The 19,764-nt window shown below is 57.6% G+C and carries 15 protein-coding genes and 3 pseudogenes; 13 read left to right on the top strand and 5 right to left on the bottom strand.

Annotated elements, in window-relative coordinates:
* Positions 1 to 23 precede the first annotated feature (23 nt).
* From ACMGF5_RS22495 to ACMGF5_RS22475, 5 genes and pseudogenes are all read right to left on the bottom strand, one after another.
* The gene (locus ACMGF5_RS22495; RefSeq protein WP_012314600.1) at positions 24 to 1,610 is read right to left on the bottom strand and encodes an ABC-F family ATPase; all 1,587 of its coding nucleotides are present in this window, start codon (positions 1,608 to 1,610) and stop codon (positions 24 to 26) included.
* A 20-nt stretch (positions 1,611 to 1,630) separates the two neighbouring features.
* Positions 1,631 to 1,825: pseudogene (locus tag ACMGF5_RS22490) on the bottom strand (site-specific integrase); the annotation flags it as partial.
* A 190-nt stretch (positions 1,826 to 2,015) separates the two neighbouring features.
* The gene (locus ACMGF5_RS22485; RefSeq protein WP_231386186.1) at positions 2,016 to 2,363 is read right to left on the bottom strand and encodes a hypothetical protein; all 348 of its coding nucleotides are present in this window, start codon (positions 2,361 to 2,363) and stop codon (positions 2,016 to 2,018) included.
* A 1-nt stretch (position 2,364) separates the two neighbouring features.
* A pseudogene (locus ACMGF5_RS22480) lies at positions 2,365 to 2,849 on the bottom strand (SOS response-associated peptidase family protein); the annotation flags it as partial.
* A 165-nt stretch (positions 2,850 to 3,014) separates the two neighbouring features.
* Positions 3,015 to 3,872 (bottom strand): LysR substrate-binding domain-containing protein, encoded by an 858-nt coding sequence (locus tag ACMGF5_RS22475; RefSeq protein ID WP_174141158.1) that lies wholly within the window; start codon positions 3,870 to 3,872, stop codon positions 3,015 to 3,017.
* 165 nt (positions 3,873 to 4,037) lie between these two features.
* Here ACMGF5_RS22475 and phnD point away from each other — a divergent pair, with 165 nt between their 5' ends.
* The 13 genes and pseudogenes from phnD (at position 4,038) to acs (ending at position 19,695) form a co-directional block, all read left to right on the top strand.
* Entirely contained in the window at positions 4,038 to 4,853 is an 816-nt protein-coding gene (gene phnD / locus ACMGF5_RS22470; RefSeq protein WP_251962699.1) for a phosphonate ABC transporter substrate-binding protein, read from the top strand.
* The gene (gene phnC, locus ACMGF5_RS22465) at positions 4,850 to 5,644 is read left to right on the top strand and encodes a phosphonate ABC transporter ATP-binding protein (RefSeq protein WP_174141159.1); all 795 of its coding nucleotides are present in this window, start codon (positions 4,850 to 4,852) and stop codon (positions 5,642 to 5,644) included. The genes phnD and phnC overlap by 4 nt, the downstream gene beginning before the upstream one ends.
* A gap of 2 nt (positions 5,645 to 5,646) precedes the next feature.
* On the top strand, positions 5,647 to 6,465 hold the full coding sequence (gene phnE, locus ACMGF5_RS22460) for a phosphonate ABC transporter, permease protein PhnE (RefSeq protein WP_174141160.1): 819 nt from the start codon (positions 5,647 to 5,649) through the stop codon (positions 6,463 to 6,465).
* Between the two features lie 266 nt (positions 6,466 to 6,731).
* Positions 6,732 to 7,823: an iron-containing alcohol dehydrogenase PsrA gene (psrA, locus tag ACMGF5_RS22455; RefSeq protein WP_115274721.1), complete on the top strand. Its 1,092-nt coding sequence runs from the start codon at positions 6,732 to 6,734 to the stop codon at positions 7,821 to 7,823.
* Between the two features lie 113 nt (positions 7,824 to 7,936).
* Positions 7,937 to 9,232: an MFS transporter gene (locus ACMGF5_RS22450; RefSeq protein ID WP_115274722.1), complete on the top strand. Its 1,296-nt coding sequence runs from the start codon at positions 7,937 to 7,939 to the stop codon at positions 9,230 to 9,232.
* A 43-nt stretch (positions 9,233 to 9,275) separates the two neighbouring features.
* Positions 9,276 to 9,796 (top strand): annotated as a pseudogene (locus tag ACMGF5_RS22445) (LysR family transcriptional regulator).
* A gap of 27 nt (positions 9,797 to 9,823) precedes the next feature.
* Positions 9,824 to 10,651, top strand: coding sequence for a phosphonoacetaldehyde hydrolase (gene phnX / locus ACMGF5_RS22440; protein WP_125924089.1), 828 nt, complete (start codon positions 9,824 to 9,826; stop codon positions 10,649 to 10,651).
* Between the two features lie 77 nt (positions 10,652 to 10,728).
* Positions 10,729 to 11,283 carry an alkaline phosphatase family protein gene (locus ACMGF5_RS22435; RefSeq protein WP_174141161.1) on the top strand — a complete coding sequence of 185 codons (555 nt, stop codon included), beginning with the start codon at positions 10,729 to 10,731 and terminating at the stop codon, positions 11,281 to 11,283.
* A gap of 308 nt (positions 11,284 to 11,591) precedes the next feature.
* The gene (locus ACMGF5_RS22430; RefSeq protein ID WP_414157871.1) at positions 11,592 to 12,875 is read left to right on the top strand and encodes an OprD family porin; all 1,284 of its coding nucleotides are present in this window, start codon (positions 11,592 to 11,594) and stop codon (positions 12,873 to 12,875) included.
* A 242-nt stretch (positions 12,876 to 13,117) separates the two neighbouring features.
* Positions 13,118 to 13,993, top strand: a complete 876-nt coding sequence (locus ACMGF5_RS22425) for a LysR substrate-binding domain-containing protein (RefSeq protein ID WP_125924091.1) — start codon at positions 13,118 to 13,120, stop codon at positions 13,991 to 13,993.
* Between the two features lie 198 nt (positions 13,994 to 14,191).
* Complete coding sequence (locus tag ACMGF5_RS22420; protein ID WP_174141162.1) at positions 14,192 to 15,712, top strand: aldehyde dehydrogenase family protein; 1,521 nt, start codon at positions 14,192 to 14,194, stop codon at positions 15,710 to 15,712.
* Positions 15,713 to 15,796: 84 nt separating this feature from the next.
* A complete protein-coding gene (locus ACMGF5_RS22415; protein WP_237858511.1) occupies positions 15,797 to 17,668 on the top strand; it encodes a methyl-accepting chemotaxis protein in 1,872 nt (623 codons plus the stop codon).
* A gap of 71 nt (positions 17,669 to 17,739) precedes the next feature.
* Complete coding sequence (gene acs / locus ACMGF5_RS22410) at positions 17,740 to 19,695, top strand: acetate--CoA ligase (RefSeq protein WP_115274728.1); 1,956 nt, start codon at positions 17,740 to 17,742, stop codon at positions 19,693 to 19,695.
* Positions 19,696 to 19,764: the final 69 nt, after the last annotated feature.

Here is a 19,764-nt window from a genome sequence, read left to right as displayed (position 1 = left end):
AAGGGCCAGGCCGGCTAGCGACTTCAGACCAGCACACCCTGGCTGCGCAGGTAGTCGTCATAGGTGCCGCTGAAGTCCACCACACCGTCCGGCGACAGTTCGATGATGCGGGTCGCCAACGACGACACGAACTCGCGGTCATGGCTGACGAACAGCAAAGTGCCCGGGTAGTTTTCCAGCGCCAGGTTCAGCGCCTCGATCGACTCCATGTCCAGGTGGTTGGTGGGTTCGTCCATCACCAGCACGTTCGGCTTCTGCAGGATCAGCTTGCCGAACAGCATGCGGCCCTGTTCACCACCGGAAATCACCTTGACCGACTTGAGGATCTCGTCGTTGGAGAACAGCATGCGCCCCAAGGTGCCACGGATGACCTGCTCACCCGAGGTCCACTGGCCCATCCAGTCGAACAGGGTCATGTCGTCTTCGAAATCGTGCGCATGGTCCTGAGCGTAGTAGCCCACTTCGGCGCTGTCGGTCCACTTCACCGAGCCTGCATCCGGCGTCATCTCGCCGACCAGGGTGCGCAGCAGGGTGGTTTTGCCGATACCGTTGGGGCCGATGATCGCTACGCGCTCGCCGGCTTCGACAGTGATGTCGAAATTCTTGAACAGCACCTTGTCGTCGAAGGCCTTGGCCATTTTTTCCACGACGACAGCCTGGCGGTGCAGCTTCTTGGTCTGCTCGAAACGGATGAACGGGCTGACCCGGCTCGAAGGCTTGACCTCGGCCAGCTGGATCTTGTCGATCTGCTTGGCACGCGAGGTTGCCTGCTTGGCTTTGGAGGCGTTGGCCGAGAAGCGGCTGACAAAGGTCTGCAGTTCGGCGATCTGGGCTTTTTTCTTGGCATTGTCCGACAGCAATTGCTCGCGCGACTGGGTGGCCGCGGTCATGTACTCGTCGTAGTTGCCCGGGAACAGGCGCAGCTCACCGTAGTCCAGGTCGGCCATGTGAGTGCACACGCTGTTCAGGAAGTGCCGGTCGTGGGAAATGATGATCATGGTGCTGTTACGCGCCGTCAGAATCGTTTCCAGCCAGCGGATGGTGTTGATGTCCAGGTGGTTGGTCGGTTCGTCGAGCAGCAGCACGTCCGGGTCGGAGAACAGCGCCTGGGCCAGCAGCACGCGCAGTTTCCAGCCCGGGGCCACTTCACTCATCGGGCCAAAGTGCTGTTCCAGCGGAATACCCAGGCCCAGCAGCAGTTCACCGGCGCGCGATTCGGCGGTGTAGCCGTCCATTTCGGCGAATTCGGTTTCCAGCTCGGCGACGGCCATGCCGTCTTCCTCGGTCATTTCCGGCAGCGAGTAGATACGGTCACGCTCGGCCTTGACCTTCCACAGCTGGGCGTGGCCCATGATCACCGTGTCGATAACGGTGAATTCCTCGTAGGCGAACTGGTCCTGACGCAGCTTGCCCAGGCGGGTGTTCGGCTCGAGCATGACCTGACCACCGGAAGGCTCCAGGTCGCCGCCGAGGATCTTCATGAAGGTCGACTTGCCACAACCGTTGGCGCCGATCAGGCCATAGCGGTTGCCGTTGTTGAATTTGACCGAGACGTTTTCGAACAGGGGCTTGGAGCCGAACTGCATGGTGATGTTAGCGGTGGAGATCAAGGAGCTTACCTATCAATAACTTACGTGGCTTCTTCGCAGCTGCGGACCAATTTTGGACCAATCTGGAGCGTTTCCCGCTCCTGCCAGTCGTTGGACGAGTTAATCCAGCGCGCATAAGTCGATGAGAGCATCTGCACGCCATGCCCGAGCTGTTGGGCGATAAATGTGGGGTTGAGACCAGACATTGAGCGTATTGTCGCATAGGTGCGGCGGCATTGGCGCATCGCGGGCGCCGTTTTATTCATCGCGGTCTGCTTTCTGGTCGCGCAGATCGACGCATGGCTCTCGGATAAAGCCGCTTTTGGCGATGTATTCGACGGCATCGTTTTAACGACGCTCGCCGGAGGGATGTTCTACTTGGCAGGCAGAGGGTGACCCTGGCTGGCAGACTGCCCTGCAGACACTTCAGGGCTTGTACTGAATGGTGTACGACGCATCCGTTTGAGGGTCAATGGTAATCGGCATGCCGAATAGCTTCCCTTTACATTCACTGACGACGCAGCGATAAACGGACCCCTGCCTGAGCTGTGCCCACAAGCCTTCGTCATGTATCACGATACACACGACGCGGTTTTCCGGATCCTCTCTGACCTGAGCGACGTGGTGGTCCAGGTCGCAACCGAAATCGGCAGTGGTAAACTCTGGATCGTAGCCGATCAGCACACCATGCCTTTTCAGATCGTCCCTGATACGCTCAATCACGTCGTCTGCTTCTTGTTTTAGCATGATCGTTATCTCACGGTGCTTGAACATATCAAAACTCTAGCTGACCCTGCCGGTCTTCGCTGTTTATCGGTGCAACCAACGATGCACCCTCATTCCTGACATTGCCCACCGCCTTGTCTACTGGAAACCAACGAAAGTCCGCTGCCGGCCTGCAGCCCTGTTCCACGATCGCCGAAGCCCGCTCTGGTGATGTGCTTGGGGCGATCCATTCCCGGGCAAGCTCAGGGGTCAACACCAAGGGCTTTCGGTCGTGGATGTCGATCAGGCCCTCGTCCGCAGTTGCGGTGATGATAACGAACCCATCGCGCTCATCCGGCTCAATGCTCTGATGCACCTCAGCGAGCGCTGCGAAGTAGAGTGGCCCTCCATCAGCGCTGGTAATGTAGTACGGCTGCTTGCGCTTCGGCTCCGCTGGATCGGGTATCCATTCGAACCAGCCTTTGGCCGGCGCCAAGGCTCTCCCCCCGGCCAAAGTCCTTTGAAAAACGTGCCCGTCACCACTGTCTCGGCTCGACCACCTGCCTTGGAAAACCGATAGGGGTTCGATGCCCGGAACGTCCTGCACTCGCCTTGGACGTTAAGACGTCATGCTAATGGCACAGTGGCACAGTGGCACAGTGGCACAGTGGCACAGTGGCACAGTGGCACTGAAGTCGATGGAGCGCCAACTTTCCACTTTCACTGCAAGGCAATCGATAGGAAGGAGTCGATGACTCGACTGCTGCGACGCTCGGCTAAGTAATACAAATAGGTTTCAGTGAAAACTGCGTCGCCAGCGATGCGGATGACTTTCAGGCTCGGGTCGGCAATGTATTCCGCTTCCGACACTGCGCCGATGCCGAGCTTACGAATGACCGCTTCGCGTAATGCTTCGCGGCTGCCGATTTCCATGGCAATTCGTGGGCTGACGTCAGCCTCGGCCAGAGCCTGTTCCAGTGCCAATCGGGTGGTCGATCCTTGCTCGCGACGTAGAAGAGGCTGCCCCTGCAGGGCTTGCAGCGGCACCTCATCATGCCGGGCAAACGGGTGGTCGACATGGGCGAAGAGAATGACCGGATGACGCGCGTAGCGCTGGGCGACGAATGCAGGATCGTCCTGCAGCCCCGCCAGTACACCGATGTCGCTCACGTAGTTTTCCAGATCGGCCAGCACTGAGGCTGAGTTGCCGACACGAATAGAGACATCGATCTGCGGATACTGGGCCTGGTAACGGTCAACCATTTCGATCACATGGAACGGGCCGACCGCGCCGATGCGCAGTTGCCCGCGGTTGAGCTTGCCAGCATCGCGCAGCAGGTTGGCAGCTTCGGCTTCTAGCAGCGCCAGTTGACCGGCGATGGGCAGCAATGCACGGCCCACTGTGGTCAGTTCGATACGCCGTCCGCGCCGGTGGAACAGCTCGACGTTGAATTCGCGTTCCAGGGCCTGAACCTGATTGGTGGCTGTCGGCTGGCTCAGGCCGATGGCTCTCGCTCCAGCGCTGAAGCTGGCATGGCGGGCAACGGCAAGAAACGTACGCAGTCGGGCAGATGACATCTATAGATCCTTTGAATGGAAAGCGCTCGAAAACCATATTGAACTGATGCGTTGACTGTCACATGACAGCCCTAGCTTTGGCCTCACCAAAAACAACCCTGCGGTGACGCCATGATCTCTTTTGCCAGCCTGTGCCGTTCTGCCCGCTTTATCCTGCTGCCTCTGATGTTTACTTCAGCCGTACAGGCCCAGGAGATCCTGACCGTCGGCCTGATACCTTCCGAAGACTCTCAAGCGATGATCAAAAGCAGCCAGTTGGTGCTCGACCAGCTTGAGCAGCGCTTGGGCATGCCGGTCAAACCCTTCGTTGCCACAGACTACAACGGCGTGATCGAAGCCCTGCGTGCGGGCAAATTGGATGTTGCCTACCTGGGGCCGTTCTCTTATGTGCTGGCTAAGCAGATGGCTGATGCCGAGGCGTTTGCCGTGGCCGTGACCCGTAAAACCGGCAGCAGCGCCTATCACAGCCTGATCATCGCCCGTAACGACAGTGGCATCCGCAGCCTGCAAGACCTGCACGGCAAGACATTCGCCTTTGTCGACCCCAGCTCGGCTTCGGGGCACCTGTTTCCCAAGGCGGGCCTGGAGCAGGCTGGCCACGACCCTAAAACGCTTTTCTCACGGGTGATTTTCTCTGGATCCCACGACGCGAGCATCCTCGCGGTGGAAAACCGCAAAGTGGACGCCGCAGCGGTGGCCGATCGCATCCTCGCGAGCGCGGCGCACAACGGACAGGTCAAGCAGCAGGACTTCCACGTGGTGTGGACCTCGCCGGACATTCCCGAGTCGCCGATGGTCTGGCGCAAAGGCCTCGATCCTGAGTTGCAGGCCAAATTGCGCAATGCATTCGCTGCGATCAAGGATGTCCCATGGGGCGACCAGGGCATGCTCGACGGGTTTCAGCCCACCAGCGACGCGGCCTATGACGTGGTTCGTGATACCGCCAAGGTGCTCGACCTCGACTTGCGGAGGCTGAAATGATCCGCATCCAGCAATTGGTCAAGGGCTATGCCGACAATCCGGTATTACGCGGTATCGACCTGCAGGTCGCGGCAGGCGAGTTCGTGGTGATCCTCGGCCAATCCGGTGCCGGCAAGTCCACCTTGTTGCGCTGTATCAACCGTCTGGCTCACGCTGACAGTGGCGTGCTGGAAGTCGGCGGGGTGGACGCCATGCAAGCTTCACAGCAGCGCGAACTGCGCCGGCGCGTAGCGATGATCTTCCAGCACCACAACGTGGTGCCGCGCCTTTCAGTGTTGAAGAACGTGCTGACCGGACGCCTGGCCCACTGCAGCACACTGGCCTCGCTGCTGCAGCTCTTTCGTCGAGAGGACATAGAGCTGGCCCGTGATTGCCTGAGCCGCGTCGAACTGAGCGACAAGGCCGGTGCGCGCGCAGATTCGCTATCAGGCGGGCAACTGCAGCGCGTCGGCATCGCCCGGGCGCTGGCCCAGCGTCCGGAGGTGATCCTGGCTGACGAACCGGTGGCCAGCCTAGACCCAAACACGGCACACCTGGTCATGCGTTATCTGCGCGAGGCAACCCGCACACTTGGCATCACGGTGGTGTGCAATTTGCACCAAGTGGACTTGGCACGGGCATTCGGCGACCGCATCGTGGGCCTGGCCAGTGGCCGTCTGGTATTCGACGGCCCGGCGCAGACCCTGGATGACGCCGCACTGCAGCGCATCTACCACAGTGGCGGGCCTCGTCAGGCAGGCGATTCCCCAGTGGCTGAACATCCTGTCATCGCGGCTGGCACGAGGGCCTGAACATGAATCCACGAACTCACCAATGGCTGGTGCGTACGCCGACGACATCACGCGGGTGGCTGGTCAGCGCTGTATTGCTGGCAGTGGTCCTTTGCGTGCTGCATTGGAGCGCCGAAGGTGCGCAATTGAGCTGGGGCGAGCTGGCCAGCGGCCTGCCGCAGATTGGCGACTTTCTCGGCCGCTCGCTGCCGCCGGACCTGAGTATCCTCCCAAACCTCTGGCGTCCAGCGCTGGAAACCCTGCAGATCGCGCTCTGGGGCACCCTGCTGGGGATTATCGGTGCCATCCCGCTGGGCTTGCTTGCCGCGCGCAACCTTCACGACAAGCGTTGGCTGTATCAGGGCACCCGGCAACTGCTCAACGTGATTCGTAGCATTAACGAACTGATCCTGGCGCTTGTGTTCGTTTCCGCGGTGGGCCTAGGCCCGTTCCCTGGCGTGCTGGCCCTAGCGCTGCACGGTGTGGGCATGCTCGGTAAGTTCTTCGCGGAAAGTATCGAGGAAATCGACCAGGGCCCGATCGAGGCATTGCAGGCAACGGGCGCTCGACCGCTGCAGGTGATTGTCTTCGGTGTATTACCGCAAGTGATTACAGCCTGGATTGCGGTGGTGCTGTACCGCTTCGAGGTCAACCTACGCTCGGCGACGGTGCTGGGCATGGTCGGCGCGGGTGGCGTCGGCTTTGAGCTGGTAAGCAGCCTGAAGCTGTTCAAGTACCAGGAAACCGCCACCTGTATTCTGCTGATTACCTTGATGGTGGTGCTCGCCGACCTGCTTTCCAGCCGCCTGCGCCAAGCCATCCAGGGCTCGGCTCGTCACTGATTTTTCCGCTCCCCACCAACAACAAGGAACTGCCTATGCGTGCCGGTTTCCACAATCCTGTCTCGACCGTATTCGGCGCTGGCACGCATCGCCGAGCTGTGCCCAAGCAAAGTCGCTTTAGTAACGTTTCCGGAAGCCGCGCAGCTAGGGCTGCACCATGTAATCGGTTGAGCCGATAGCGACCTTCAAACAATCGATTTGAGCTATATAACCGTGGCGCTGAATATGACCACACCTTCCAACAACAATAAAACCAAGGAGTCGTCATGACTGCTCGTTTCCACAACCCGGTCGATACGCGCTACGGCTATGGCAGCCTGAAGGAACTGGTTTCCCTCACAGACCATCAAAAAGTCGCGCTGGTCATTTTTCCGGAAGCTCGTAGCCTGGGTCTCTTGGAACGTATTCAGGGTCTGCTGGGCGATCGCTTGGTATACCTCATCGAAGATGTGCAGCCTAACCCAGATGTGGCTCAGTTGCGCGGCACTTATGAGCGCTTCTGGCGCGAGGCTGCAGACTGTGAAACCGTAATCGCCGTTGGTGGGGGTAGCGCCATTGACACTGCGAAAGCGTTGATCGTAGGCACCGAAAGCGGCACCTTTGATGAGTTGCTGCGATTGCTGGCAACAGGTAAGCCTTTCGTGCCTGCTTGGACTAAGGCACTTATCGCAGTACCTACTACCGCGGGAACTGGCAGTGAAGTAACCCCGTGGGCGACGATCTGGGATAACGCGAGCCAGAAGAAGTACTCGCTGCACCTGGACTGCACCTGGCCCAAGGTTGCTATCGTTGACCCAGAATTGATGTTGACCGTGCCGGCTGGCGTTACTGTCTCAACCGGCTTAGACGCGTTGTCTCATGCGCTGGAATCGATTTGGAATGTCAATGCCAATCCAGTCTCGGATAACTTCGCCATTTCCGCCATCCACGACATCCTTGAGTGCTTGCCGCAGCTCTATCGCGATCTCTCCAATAAGGAGTTGCGTTCGCGCATGGCGCTGGCTGCGCTTAAGGCTGGTATGGCTTTCTCTAATACCAAAACGGCACTTGCCCACTCCATTTCTTACGAAATGACCCTGCGTTATGGGCTACCTCATGGCATCGCCTGTTCCTTCACACTGCCGCTGGTCCTGGGCTTGGCCTGGGGCCGGGATGAAGCGCGCGACCGTACCCTGCAACAAGTATTTGGCAGCGACCTCAGTACCGCGCAGTCGCAACTGCGTGCGTTCCTTCACGCTTTGCAGGTAAAGACCGAGTTTACCGACTATGGCGTGTCGGCCAAGGAGGCGGAAGAAATTATCGCGTTTGCCATGCAAGGCGCGCGAGGCAAGAACTTCATCGGCGCTCAAGCCGCCTAGGAACGAATTTCCATTAGCTGCGGCGTTTGTTGCAGCGGTTTCCTGATGCACCAAAAAAGAGTGCCACCCCCGCCTGTTAACGGCTGGTGGGAACGAACAAAAAGGAAAACATCATGAATCGTGCCGACACCCTGTCCGCTCTTGCAGTGCCGACGTCATCCTTCCGCGTGGCTCAATGGCGCATGCTATTGGCTGCTATGTTGTGCTACCTATTCTTCTATACCGGGCGACAAACCTTCGGTTTTGCCATCCCCGGCATTCAGGCTGAGTTTGGTTTTACCAAAGAAACCCTGGGCTGGGCATCGGCCGTCATGCTATGGGCGTATGCCATCGGTCAGGCCATTAATGGCAATCTCGCCGATAAGTTCGGCGGCCGGCGCATCATGAGTCTGGGCGCGGTACTGTCCTGTGGCGCCAACTGGGTAACCAGTTTCGCCGGCGGCCTCGCCAGCCTGATCCTGCCATGGGGTATCAACGGTTACTTCCAAGCTTTGGGCTGGGCGCCGGGTAGCCGCTTGCTGTCGAACTGGTGGAGCGCCGGCGAACGCGGCAAGGTCTATGGCTTCTATGTATTCGCCGCCGGCTGTGCATCGGTACTGTCGTACATCACCTCGATCGTTGTCCTGGAGGTCTTCCAGCTCGAGTGGCGGTGGATCTTCCGGCTGCCAGTATTGTTGATGCTGGCAGGTGGCATCCTGTTCTACCTGGTCGCTCGTGAACGTCCGCAGGACCTCGGCTTTGAACCACTTGCCGACACCGGTGTGGCCAATGCTGGCGATAAGGACCACGAAGTTGCCGACGGTGAAGTGGAAACTTCGGCGCAGCGTTACAAAGCTGTGCTGAAAAACTTCCGTCTGATTATTGCGGCTGTATCCCTTGGCTTCCAGAACGCCGCCCGCTATGGCTTGATCGTCTGGGTGCCGGTGCACTTCATGGGCGCTGACTGGAAACATGGTGACGGCTTCATCGACCCTAAATGGATCACCGTTGCATTGCCGGTAGGCATGGCAGTCGGTGCACTGAGCAATGGTTGGGTATCCGACAAGCTGTTTGGCTCCAAGCGTTATCTGGCGATCATGCTCTACATGTTCCTCGGCGCTGCAACCAGCCTGTGGATGTGGAGTCTGCCTTCCCACAGCGGTATTGGTCTGGTAGCCCTGTTCCTTTGCGGCTTCTTCGTCTACGGCCCTGCTTCCAGCTTCTGGGCACTGTGCCCTGATCTAGTCGGTGCCAAACGTGCTGGCACAGCCACCGGGATCATGAACTTTTCTTCCTACCTGTTCGCAGGCTTGGCAGAGCCGCTAATTGGTTCAATGCTCGACAGCACCGGTAACACTTCGCTGATCTTTATCGTAGTGACTGCGGCCTGTCTTTCCAGCGCAACCGTAGCCCTGTTCATCCGGCGCTGAAGCTTGCAACTTGTACGCTGACTCGCTTATCTAGGCGCCTCATATGTATCAACACAATGAGTGGTTCCGCTCCTTCCATACCGTGGCAAGTACGGGCAGTTTCGCCCTCGCCGCTGAGTACCTCAGCGTCGGTCGGCCGACTGTAAGCGAACAAGTCGGTGCTCTTGAGGAGAAATTCGCGGTGGAGCTTTTCCACCGCGACGGGCGCTGGTGTTGCGCGTATCACAATCGCGGACCCGGCAGCGGCTCGAAGACTATTGCCAGCAGCACGGTGTAACACTCAACTGCGTGATGCAATTGAACAGTCGTGAGGCGATAACTCACGCGATCATGCAAAACATTGGTATCGGTTTCGTCTCTGTTGTGGAATATATCGCGTTACCCGGAGCATGTCCGGTGAGCTTTATCAATGAGCCGCTACATATTGAGTACTACTTATGCTGTCTGCGCATTTGTCGTCAACGATCACTGATTGAAAACTTTTCAGTGATGCGAGTGCTGAACAGCTATTGCGTTAAAACCTGTATACAGCCCTGTAGCATGGCTAATGATCTTCGGGGTTGATCATTAAAAACTAAGTGGAGTATCAATATGAACTACGAACAACCGAATCAACTTAAAGCTGTCGTTCTGGACTGGGCTGGCACTGTTGTAGATTTCGGCTCTTTCGCGCCGACTCAGATTTTTGTCGAAGCCTTTGGCGAGTTCGGTGTTGCAGTTACTCTTGAAGAAGCCCGTGGCCCAATGGGCATGGGCAAATGGGATCATATCCGTACTCTTTGCGATGTGCCGGAAATTGCCGAACGTTATCGCGCGGCCTTCGGACGTACTCCGACTGACGACGACGTGACCGCCATCTATGAGCGCTTCATGCCGCTGCAGATCGAAAAGATTGCGGTGCACTCGGCATTGATTCCAGGCGCTCTGGATGCCATCGCCACGCTGCGTAGCAAAGGTCTGAAAATCGGTTCGTGCTCCGGTTATCCCGCGGTGGTCATGCAGAAGGTCGTCGATCTGGCCCGTGAGAACGGCTATGTCACTGACCATGTGGTAGCTACCGACGAAGTGCCGAACGGTCGTCCTTATCCCGCACAAGCGCTGGCTAACGTGATCGCCTTAGGTATCGACGACGTCGCGGCCTGCGTGAAGGTTGACGACACCTGGCCAGGTATCCTCGAAGGTCGCAGCGCAGGCATGTGGACGGTGGCGCTGACCTGTTCGGGTAACGCTCTCGGCTTGACCTATGACCAATACAAATCCTTGTCTTTGGAGGTCCTGGCAGAAGAGCGCGCGCGTATTGTCAAGATGTTCGAAGGCTCGCGTCCGCACTACCTGATCGACACCATCGCCGACCTGCCGGCAGTGATCGAAGACATCAACAAGCGTCTGGAACGCGGTGAAATGCCACAATCGAGCTAAGTGTGAATTAGTTCGCAGGGCGCTGCCTGCTTCTGCTCCTGGCAGCAGCAGGCAGCATTTTACAGAAGGACATTCACATGACCAATGCTGTAAGTGTCAATGGAACCAAATATAGCTGGCCAAAGCGACCGATTGTCGTTATTTGCATCGATGGCAGCGATCAGAGTTACTTACAGCGTTGTCTCGGACAGGCCTCGATACCCGGCATTCAAAACTTTATCAAACAAGGCTTTTCCAGGGCGGTTAATGGTTTGATATCTTTATTCACCTGCACAAGCAACATGTCTATCATCACGGGGAGACCTCCGCCCAAACACGGCATTTCCGGTAACTACTATCTGGATATCGAGACGTGGCGACCTGTGGTGAAGGCCGGCCCGGAATTGCTGCGTTGCGACACCGTTCTTGCCGGCTTTGCTCACGCCGGCGCCACTGTGGTGTCCGTCAACGCCGAAGAAAAATGGCGTCGACAGCTGGGCAAAGGCCTAACTGCCGGCCCTGGCCAAATCAGTTTTTCCGCAGAAGCCGCACGCCCCTGCACCTTGCATGAAAAACCGAGTGCCGTGGCAACGCCAGTCCAGAAGCCATCATGGCAAGGATCGGCGCCATCGACGGGGTTGAACCAATCTTGAACAAATCTGGAGGGTTTGCATGGCACCGGTAATGTGCCCAGGGTGGATTGTCCGAAGCCACTTTCCCTGTGATTATCAATCGCCCGCTGAACAATAAAATACCGCATGCGTGCTGCGGCGCGTGTTCTAAATTATTATCACGTGTTTGACCTGGCTGTAGATGTAATGCAGCAACTAACATGCTTGTGAACGCCGAAAATCTTTATTTGCCTTACTCAACCGTTTGTTCGCCGAAACCTGATTGTATGGGCTGCCACCAGCGCACCCGTGTGCTTGGGTGTATTACTCAACGTAGAGATCAAACAATAATGAAAGCAAGACCTCATCACTACCTGAAAACCGCAGCGTGCATAACCCTGGTGCCATGTGCATCTAGCGCCTTCGCGGACTTTATCGGTGACAGTAAAGGTTCACTGGAGCTGCGAAATTTTTATTACAGCCGCGACTTTCGCGATGGTGCTCCGAGTCAATCAAAGCGCGAGGAGTGGGCTCAAGGTTTTATCCTGAACCTACAGTCGGGTTTTACCGATGGTACGGTTGGTTTTGGTGTCGACGCGATCGGGATGCTCGGGTTGAAACTTGATTCCAGCCCAGCCCGCACCGGCACAGGTTTGCTGCCGCGTGGGTCCGAGAAACGCGCTGAAGATGATTATTCAAAGCTGGCAGTAACCGCCAAGGCACGCTTTGCGCAATCAGAGTTGCGTATTGGTGGGTTGAATCCGGTACTGCCACTGTTGTCGTCGAACAATAGCCGCTTGTTGCCCCAGGTATTTAATGGTGCCCATCTTGTCTCTAAGGACATTACCGGCCTGAACGTTACGGCGGGACAGGTCGACTCAGTTAAGCAGCGAGATTCATCCAGTTCCGATGATCTCACATTGACCTCCCAGTTTGGAGGTTACGCTGCAGTAACTGGTGACCACTATTCCTATGGTGGCCTGGACTATCAGGTGCTCCCCAACCTGACACTTTCTTATCATCTGAGTGAGCTTGATGATATTGTTCGCCGGGACTATCTGGGGATAAAGTTCCACACGCCGCTAGGCGCAGGTAAAGCCTTTGTCGAAGCCCGCTACTTTGACGCTCGTGAAACCGGACGCAAGCTTGTCGGCGAGGTGGAGAACCGCACATTCAGTAGCAACATGGGCTACACCATTGCTGGGCACACCCTGAGCGGTGGTTATCAAAAGAGCTCTGGCGATACTGCGTTTCCCTATATTTCCGGTACCGATACCTACCTGTTTGCCGAAATGCTAGTGAGCACCTTCTCGTTGGCCAATGAACAGGCTATCTACGCGGGGTACGGGTACGACTTCGCTGCACTGGGTATCCCTGGCCTGACGTTCAACTTGCGTTATGTCAAGGGTGACGGCGTTGACCCGACCAACATCAAGACATCCAAGTCTGCCGCGTTGCGAGCCCTGGATGAAGAGGGGCATGAGTGGGAGCGCAGCACCGATATCATCTACGTTGTTCAATCCGGTCCACTGAAGAATTTTTCGCTTCGGTGGCGAAACGCGACCAATCGTTCAAACTATGCGGACAGTGGCGATGAAAACCGGGTGATCGCCAGTTATGTGATAAATTTCTAAATTATGGGCTGTCGATTCTGCTTTGCATGCATTGGCCGCGTGCTGCTGTAAAACAAACGTTTCCCTCTAGGTCGTCGACCCTTTGCGTGCCAATCCCCCCTCGTAGAAAATACGTGGATGGTCGGCGACCTCTTTTTAATCAGAAAAACGGTCTATGCTATAGGCAAGGACCCTATCATCTGGCCCTTGCGGGTATATGCCTTTTGGATTGACGATCAGATGCTCTAACAAAGAGATTAAACATGTATCAGTATCATAAATGGCTACGTTCGTTTCATGCTGTCGCACGTACAGGAAGTTTTACCCTGGCGTCGGAATACTTGAGCGTGGGCCAATCTACCATCAGTGAGCAAGTCAGCGCACTGGAGAAAAAATTTTCCGTAGAGCTGTTTCACCGGCGCGGCCGATATATCGAGCTAAGTGCTTCCGGACATATGCTATACGATATAACGCAGGGCTTGTTTGGGCAGGAAGATGAAGCGATCCAGTTGTTGCAGAGTTTTCGTCAGCGCAAGCACGGGATGTTGCGGATTGGTGCCGTTTCACCGCCGATTGCCATGAGCCTCACCTATTCGCTGATGCAGAAGCATCCAGACGTAGAATTGGAAACTTCGTTCACAACGGAAACGGGAACGCTTGACCGGCTGTATAACTTTGATATTGATATTGCCATATTGGCGTTGTCCGAGTTTGACCCTCGCCTTAGTACCCAGTTGTATCGGACCTGTCCGATTCTGGCGGTAGTGCGAGATGACCACCCGTGGGCAAGCCAGGACGTAGTAAGTGTAAAAGATATTGTTGGCCAACCTGTAGTACTACGGGAGGAGGGTTCGCGCACAAGGCAATTAGTGGAGGAGGGCTGCGCGGCTCATGACGTAAAACTTAACTGCACGATGCAGCTAAACAGTCGAGAAGCCATTGTTCATGCGGTCGTTCATGGCATCGGGGTGGGATTCGTATCATCAGTGGAGTATGCAGATCGGCCCGGGACCAAGGCGATCGCCTTTGTCGAACAACCTTTTACCATCAGCTATTACCTCTGCTGCCTGCAAACCCGTCGCAACCGGCCGATGATTTCCGAACTGTTTGAGGAGAGCGCCCAGCCACCGGTCCAGTAGCTCGCACCCTTTTGCCGTCGTATCGCTCCAGCCGTTCAAGCCCTTCGAATAATCGATTTGAGCTTGAGCCAACACCTGATAACTCTATAGCGGCACCAACGCGATGGCGGTGGGCCACCCGCTAATCCAGGCGGAAGTTTTACCTGACACGCCCCGTCCCAGGCTCCTCCAGCTAAATACAATAACTAGGAAACAATAATGCGCTACGCACATCCCGGTACTGAAGGTTCCAAGGTTTCCTTCAAGCTTCGCTACGGCAACTTTATCAACGGCGAGTTCGTCGGTCCGATCAACGCTGAATATTTCACTACCACGTCTCCGGTCAATGGCCGGCCGATTGCCGAGTTTCCGCGCTCTGGCGCTGACGATGTCGAAAGCGCTCTGGATGCGGCGCATGCCGCTGCAGATGCTTGGGGGCGTGCGTCGGTTTTGACACGCTCGACCATACTGTTAAAAATTGCCGATCGCATCGAACAGAATCTTGAGCTGCTGGCCATTACTGAAACCTGGGACAATGGCAAGCCGATCCGCGAAACGCTCAACGCCGATATTCCGTTGGCCGCCGACCACTTCCGATACTTCGCCGGTTGCCTACGCGCCCAAGAGGGCAGTGCTGCTGAGATCGACGGTAACACCGTGGCTTACCACATTCACGAGCCGCTCGGAGTAGTCGGACAGATCATCCCGTGGAACTTCCCCATCCTGATGGCTGCCTGGAAACTGGCACCCGCCCTGGCTGCGGGTAACTGCATCGTGCTCAAGCCGGCGGAGCAAACGCCGCTGGGCATCACTGTCCTGCTAGAAGTGATTGGCGACCTACTGCCGCCTGGCGTGCTCAATATCGTGCATGGTTTCGGCCGTGAAGCCGGTGAGGCACTGGCCACCAGCAAGCGCATTGCCAAGATCGCTTTCACCGGTTCTACCCCAGTGGGCTCGCACATCATGAAATGTGCTGCCGAGAACATCATTCCTTCTACGGTAGAGCTGGGCGGCAAGTCGCCGAATATCTTCTTTGAAGACATCATGCAGGCTGAGCCCAGTTTTATTGAAAAAGCCGCCGAAGGCCTGGTGCTGGCATTCTTCAACCAGGGCGAGGTGTGCACCTGCCCATCGCGAGCTTTGGTTCAAGAGTCGATCTACCCGGCGTTCATGGCTGAAGTGTTGAAGAAGATCAACCAGATCAAGCGCGGCGATCCGCTGGACACCGACACCATGGTCGGCGCCCAAGCGTCCGAGCAGCAGTTCGACAAGATCCTTTCCTATTTGGAAATCGCCGAACAGGAAGGCGCTGAACTGCTTGCTGGCGGCACGGTGGAGAAGCTCGAGGGCAGCTTGTCGGCGGGTTATTACATCCAGCCGACCCTGCTCAAGGGCCACAACAAAATGCGTGTGTTCCAAGAGGAGATCTTTGGCCCGGTCGTCGGCGTCACTACCTTTAAGGACGAAGCGGAAGCCCTGGCGATTGCCAACGACACCGAGTTTGGCCTTGGTGCAGGCCTGTGGACCCGCGACATCAACCGCGCCTACCGCATGGGCCGGGGCATCAAAGCGGGCCGCGTATGGACCAACTGCTACCACCTGTACCCGGCTCACGCCGCGTTCGGTGGCTACAAAAAGTCTGGCGTCGGTCGCGAAACCCACAAAATGATGCTCGATCATTATCAGCAAACCAAGAACCTGCTGGTCAGCTACGACATCAATCCGCTCGGCTTCTTCTAATCCCTTGGTAAGCGCTCTCGGCAGCCATTCGCACGCGCTGCCGGGCGCGGGCAATGCGATCAGCCCGCCTCGTTGGAGTTCTTGATGAAGATCCGTTACAAGGTAAGTCTTGTGGCCGCCTGTGTGCTGTTCGTCACCACTGGCCTGTTGTCGCTGCTGCAGATTACTCAAGTGCGCGAACTGTTGCGCGAGCAGGTAGAGGCGAACATCGCGGAAACCAGCAATACCATGGCCAGGCAGATTGAGAACTGGCTCAATGGCAAATTGCTGTTGATTGATCTGGCTGGCCAGGCCATCAATAGCCAGTACAGTCCCGAGGCCACTCAACGCGTTCTCGATTCGCCGGTGCTCAACACAGAATTCAAAATTGTCTTCGGCGCCTACGATTCCACCGGAAAGCCGCTGATTACCAGCGCTTCCTGGAACCCCCAGGCTGATTATGATGGGCGTACGCGGCCATGGTATGGGGTGGGTAAAGCTGCCAATCATGCCGTGTTTACTGAGCCCTACCCCGATTCCACCACCGGCGAGATTCTGATATCTGCGGTGAGCAAGGTCAGTGATGTTGGCCAGACTATCGGCGTGTTCGGCGGGCAGATTCATTTGAAGGCGGTAGCAGACGCTATAAACACCCTAGACTTCGGTGGTGCCGGCTATGCCTTTCTGCTAAGCAAGGACGGCAACATTATTTCGCACCCGCAAACCAAACTGAATGGCAAGTCCTACGGTGAGGTTTTTGCCGGTGATCTTCCGCCTCTTGAGAGCAAGCTGCGCGAGATCAACCACGACGGCAAGACCCTTCTCGTCGCTTTCATTCCCCTTAGCCAACTCAAGGGCATGGACTGGTACATTGGCATCGTTCTGGATGAAGGGGTGGTGATGGCCGCTGCCCGTGTTCTGGGCTGGCGCGCGGTTGTCGGCACCGGCCTTGGCGTGTTGATCAGCCTATTGCTCCTCGGGGTCTGGGTGAAAATGTTGCTGCGTCCACTGGACCGCCTGAAAGACTCGTTGATAGACATCAATGACGGGCAAGGCGACCTAACCCGTGAGCTGCCCGTTACCGGCAACGATGAAATATCGCTGGTTTCGGCACAGTTCAACCGGTTTTTGCAAAATCTCCGGACGCTCATTGGCGATGTGGTGAGCAGTGCCCAGCACGTGCGTGAAAGCACGACGGTGGCCTCGGTGGAGGCCAGCCAGACGGCCGACCGCGTGCAGACGCAACTGCAGGAACTGGAGCAATTGGCCACGGCCATGCAGGAGATGGCTTCCACCGCGGAAGAGGTCGCCGGCAATGCGCAGGCGGCGGTGACCGCTGATGAGCAGACTGTCAACGGCGTTGCCCTTGTTTCGCGCTCGACCAACGCAATTCTGCGTCTGGCAGAGGAAATGGACGCTACCGGCTGTGCCATCAATGAGTTGTCCCTGCTCAGCCAGAACATTGAGTCGATTCTCTCGGTGATTACCAGCATCGCCGATCAAACCAATCTGCTCGCGCTCAACGCCGCCATCGAAGCGGCATGCGCGGGCGAATCCGGGCGCGGCTTTGCCGTGGTTGCCGATGAGGTGTGGTCGCTTGCGTCGAGAACCCAGCACTCCACTCAGGAGATACGCCAGATGATCGACCAGTTGCAGTCGGGCGTTAAACAAGCGCAATCACGTATGCAATTCAGCCGGGACACAGCCAGCAAAACGGCGCAAGACGCGATCGCTGCTAACGGGATGCTTGAACGCATACGGGAAGCGATCAACCGGATAAACGAGATGAACCTGCAGATCGCTGCGGCGGCTGAACAGCAGAGTGCTACGACCGAGGAAATAAACCGGAATACCACAACGATCCGCGATATCAGCGTTGAAGTTTCCGGTAGCGCGGAACAGCAGGCCAACCAGTGCTCGGCCATGGTCGAGCATGTCGGGGAGCAAGATAGGCTGCTGGGGCGATTCAGTATTTGATCGCTTTGCGTGAGCTCGTGTGCAGCTTCAGCTGATCCAACAAAAACAATTTTGACACCGAGGTAACACAGATGAGTGCGGCTCCACTGTATCCCGTTCGTCCCGAGGTTGCGGCCACCACCCTGACCGACGAGGCCACCTACAAGGCCATGTACCAGCAGTCGGTGATCAACCCGGACGGCTTCTGGCGTGAGCAGGCCCAGCGCATCCGCTGGATCAAGCCGTTCACCAAGGTCAAGCAGACCTCCTTCGACGACCATCACGTCGATATCAAATGGTTCGCCGACGGCACTCTGAACGTTTCCTCCAACTGCCTGGACCGCCACCTCGAAGAGCGCGGCGACCAGTTGGCCATCATCTGGGAAGGCGACGACCCTTCCGAGCACCGCAACATCACCTACCGCGAACTGCACGAGCAAGTCTGCAAGTTCGCCAACGCCCTGCGTGGCCAGGATGTGCACCGCGGTGACGTGGTCACCATCTATATGCCGATGATCCCCGAGGCCGTGGTCGCCATGCTCGCCTGTGCCCGTATCGGTGCGATCCATTCGGTAGTGTTCGGCGGTTTTTCACCCGAGGCGCTGGCCGGCCGTATCATCGACTGCAAGTCCAAGATCGTGATCACCGCCGACGAAGGCGTGCGCGGTGGCCGGCGTACCCCGCTCAAGGCCAACGTCGACCTGGCGCTGACCAACCCGGAAACCAGCAGCGTGCAGAAGATCATCGTGTGCAAGCGCACTGGTGGCGACATTGCCTGGCACCAGCACCGCGACATCTGGTACGAAGACCTGATGAAAGTGGCCTCCAGCCACTGTGCGCCGAAGGAAATGGGCGCCGAAGAGCCACTGTTCATCCTCTACACCTCCGGCTCCACCGGCAAGCCCAAGGGTGTGCTGCACACCACCGGCGGCTACCTGGTGTATGCCGCGCTGACCCATGAGCGGGTGTTCGACTACCGCCCGGGCGAAACCTACTGGTGCACCGCCGACGTCGGCTGGGTCACCGGCCACAGCTACATCGTCTACGGCCCGCTGGCCAACGGTGCGACCACCTTACTGTTCGAAGGCGTGCCGAACTACCCGGATATCACCCGGGTTTCGAAGATCGTCGACAAGCACAAGGTCAACATCCTCTACACCGCGCCGACCGCGATCCGCGCCATGATGGCCGAGGGCCAGGCCGCCGTGGCCGGTGCCGACGGTTCGAGCCTGCGCCTGCTGGGCTCGGTGGGCGAGCCGATCAACCCCGAGGCCTGGAACTGGTACTACCAGACTGTCGGCAAGCAGCGTTGCCCGATCGTCGACACCTGGTGGCAGACCGAGACCGGTGGTGTCCTGATCAGCCCGCTGCCCGGCGCCACGGCGCTCAAGCCGGGCTCGGCGACCCGTCCGTTCTTCGGTGTGGTGCCGGCACTGGTGGATAACCTGGGTAACCTGATCGAAGGTGCCGCCGAGGGCAACCTGGTAATCCTCGACTCGTGGCCGGGCCAGTCGCGTTCGCTGTATGGCGACCACGACCGTTTCGTCGACACCTACTTCAAGACCTTCCGTGGCATGTATTTCACCGGTGACGGTGCTCGCCGCGACGAGGACGGTTACTACTGGATCACCGGCCGGGTGGACGACGTGCTCAACGTTTCCGGCCACCGCATGGGTACCGCCGAGATCGAGAGTGCCATGGTCGCGCACCCGAAAGTCGCCGAGGCGGCGGTAGTGGGCGTGCCGCACGACATCAAGGGGCAGGGCATCTACGTGTATGTCACCCTCAACGTTGGCGAGGTGCCGGACGAGGCGCTGCGCCTGGAGCTGAAGAACTGGGTGCGCAAGGAGATCGGCCCGATTGCCTCGCCGGACGTGATCCAGTGGGCGCCAGGGCTGCCCAAGACCCGCTCGGGAAAGATCATGCGGCGAATCCTGCGCAAGATCGCGGCTGCGGAGTATGAGGGGTTAGGAGACATCTCGACGCTTGCCGATCCAGGGGTTGTACTTCGTCTGATTGAAACACACCGAAGTATGGCCACTGCATGAGATAGTTATGCCCGCCCTCGCACCTGCCAGGACACGTTGGAGGCAATATTAATCTGACAAGCGGACGAT

Source organism: Pseudomonas sp. BNK-15, from assembly GCF_047456105.1.
Classification (GTDB): domain Bacteria; phylum Pseudomonadota; class Gammaproteobacteria; order Pseudomonadales; family Pseudomonadaceae; genus Aquipseudomonas; species Aquipseudomonas putida_E.
The sequence above is the reverse complement of the archived record's forward strand: the minus strand, read 5'-3'. Positions and strand labels throughout refer to the sequence as shown.

What these genes read in the sequence shown, in the direction of transcription:
- phnX (WP_125924089.1), top strand. Translation starts at nt 9,824, where the DNA reads ATGAACTACGAACAACCGAATCAACTTAAAGCTGTCGTTCTGGACTGG.
- ACMGF5_RS22450 (WP_115274722.1), top strand. Translation starts at nt 7,937, where the DNA reads ATGAATCGTGCCGACACCCTGTCCGCTCTTGCAGTGCCGACGTCATCC.
- phnC (WP_174141159.1), top strand. Translation starts at nt 4,850, where the DNA reads ATGATCCGCATCCAGCAATTGGTCAAGGGCTATGCCGACAATCCGGTA.
- ACMGF5_RS22485 (WP_231386186.1), bottom strand. Translation starts at nt 2,363, where the DNA reads ATGTTCAAGCACCGTGAGATAACGATCATGCTAAAACAAGAAGCAGAC.
- phnD (WP_251962699.1), top strand. Translation starts at nt 4,038, where the DNA reads ATGTTTACTTCAGCCGTACAGGCCCAGGAGATCCTGACCGTCGGCCTG.
- phnE (WP_174141160.1), top strand. Translation starts at nt 5,647, where the DNA reads ATGAATCCACGAACTCACCAATGGCTGGTGCGTACGCCGACGACATCA.
- ACMGF5_RS22435 (WP_174141161.1), top strand. Translation starts at nt 10,729, where the DNA reads ATGACCAATGCTGTAAGTGTCAATGGAACCAAATATAGCTGGCCAAAG.
- ACMGF5_RS22475 (WP_174141158.1), bottom strand. Translation starts at nt 3,872, where the DNA reads ATGTCATCTGCCCGACTGCGTACGTTTCTTGCCGTTGCCCGCCATGCC.
- ACMGF5_RS22415 (WP_237858511.1), top strand. Translation starts at nt 15,797, where the DNA reads ATGAAGATCCGTTACAAGGTAAGTCTTGTGGCCGCCTGTGTGCTGTTC.
- ACMGF5_RS22420 (WP_174141162.1), top strand. Translation starts at nt 14,192, where the DNA reads ATGCGCTACGCACATCCCGGTACTGAAGGTTCCAAGGTTTCCTTCAAG.
- ACMGF5_RS22425 (WP_125924091.1), top strand. Translation starts at nt 13,118, where the DNA reads ATGTATCAGTATCATAAATGGCTACGTTCGTTTCATGCTGTCGCACGT.
- psrA (WP_115274721.1), top strand. Translation starts at nt 6,732, where the DNA reads ATGACTGCTCGTTTCCACAACCCGGTCGATACGCGCTACGGCTATGGC.
- ACMGF5_RS22430 (WP_414157871.1), top strand. Translation starts at nt 11,592, where the DNA reads ATGAAAGCAAGACCTCATCACTACCTGAAAACCGCAGCGTGCATAACC.
- acs (WP_115274728.1), top strand. Translation starts at nt 17,740, where the DNA reads ATGAGTGCGGCTCCACTGTATCCCGTTCGTCCCGAGGTTGCGGCCACC.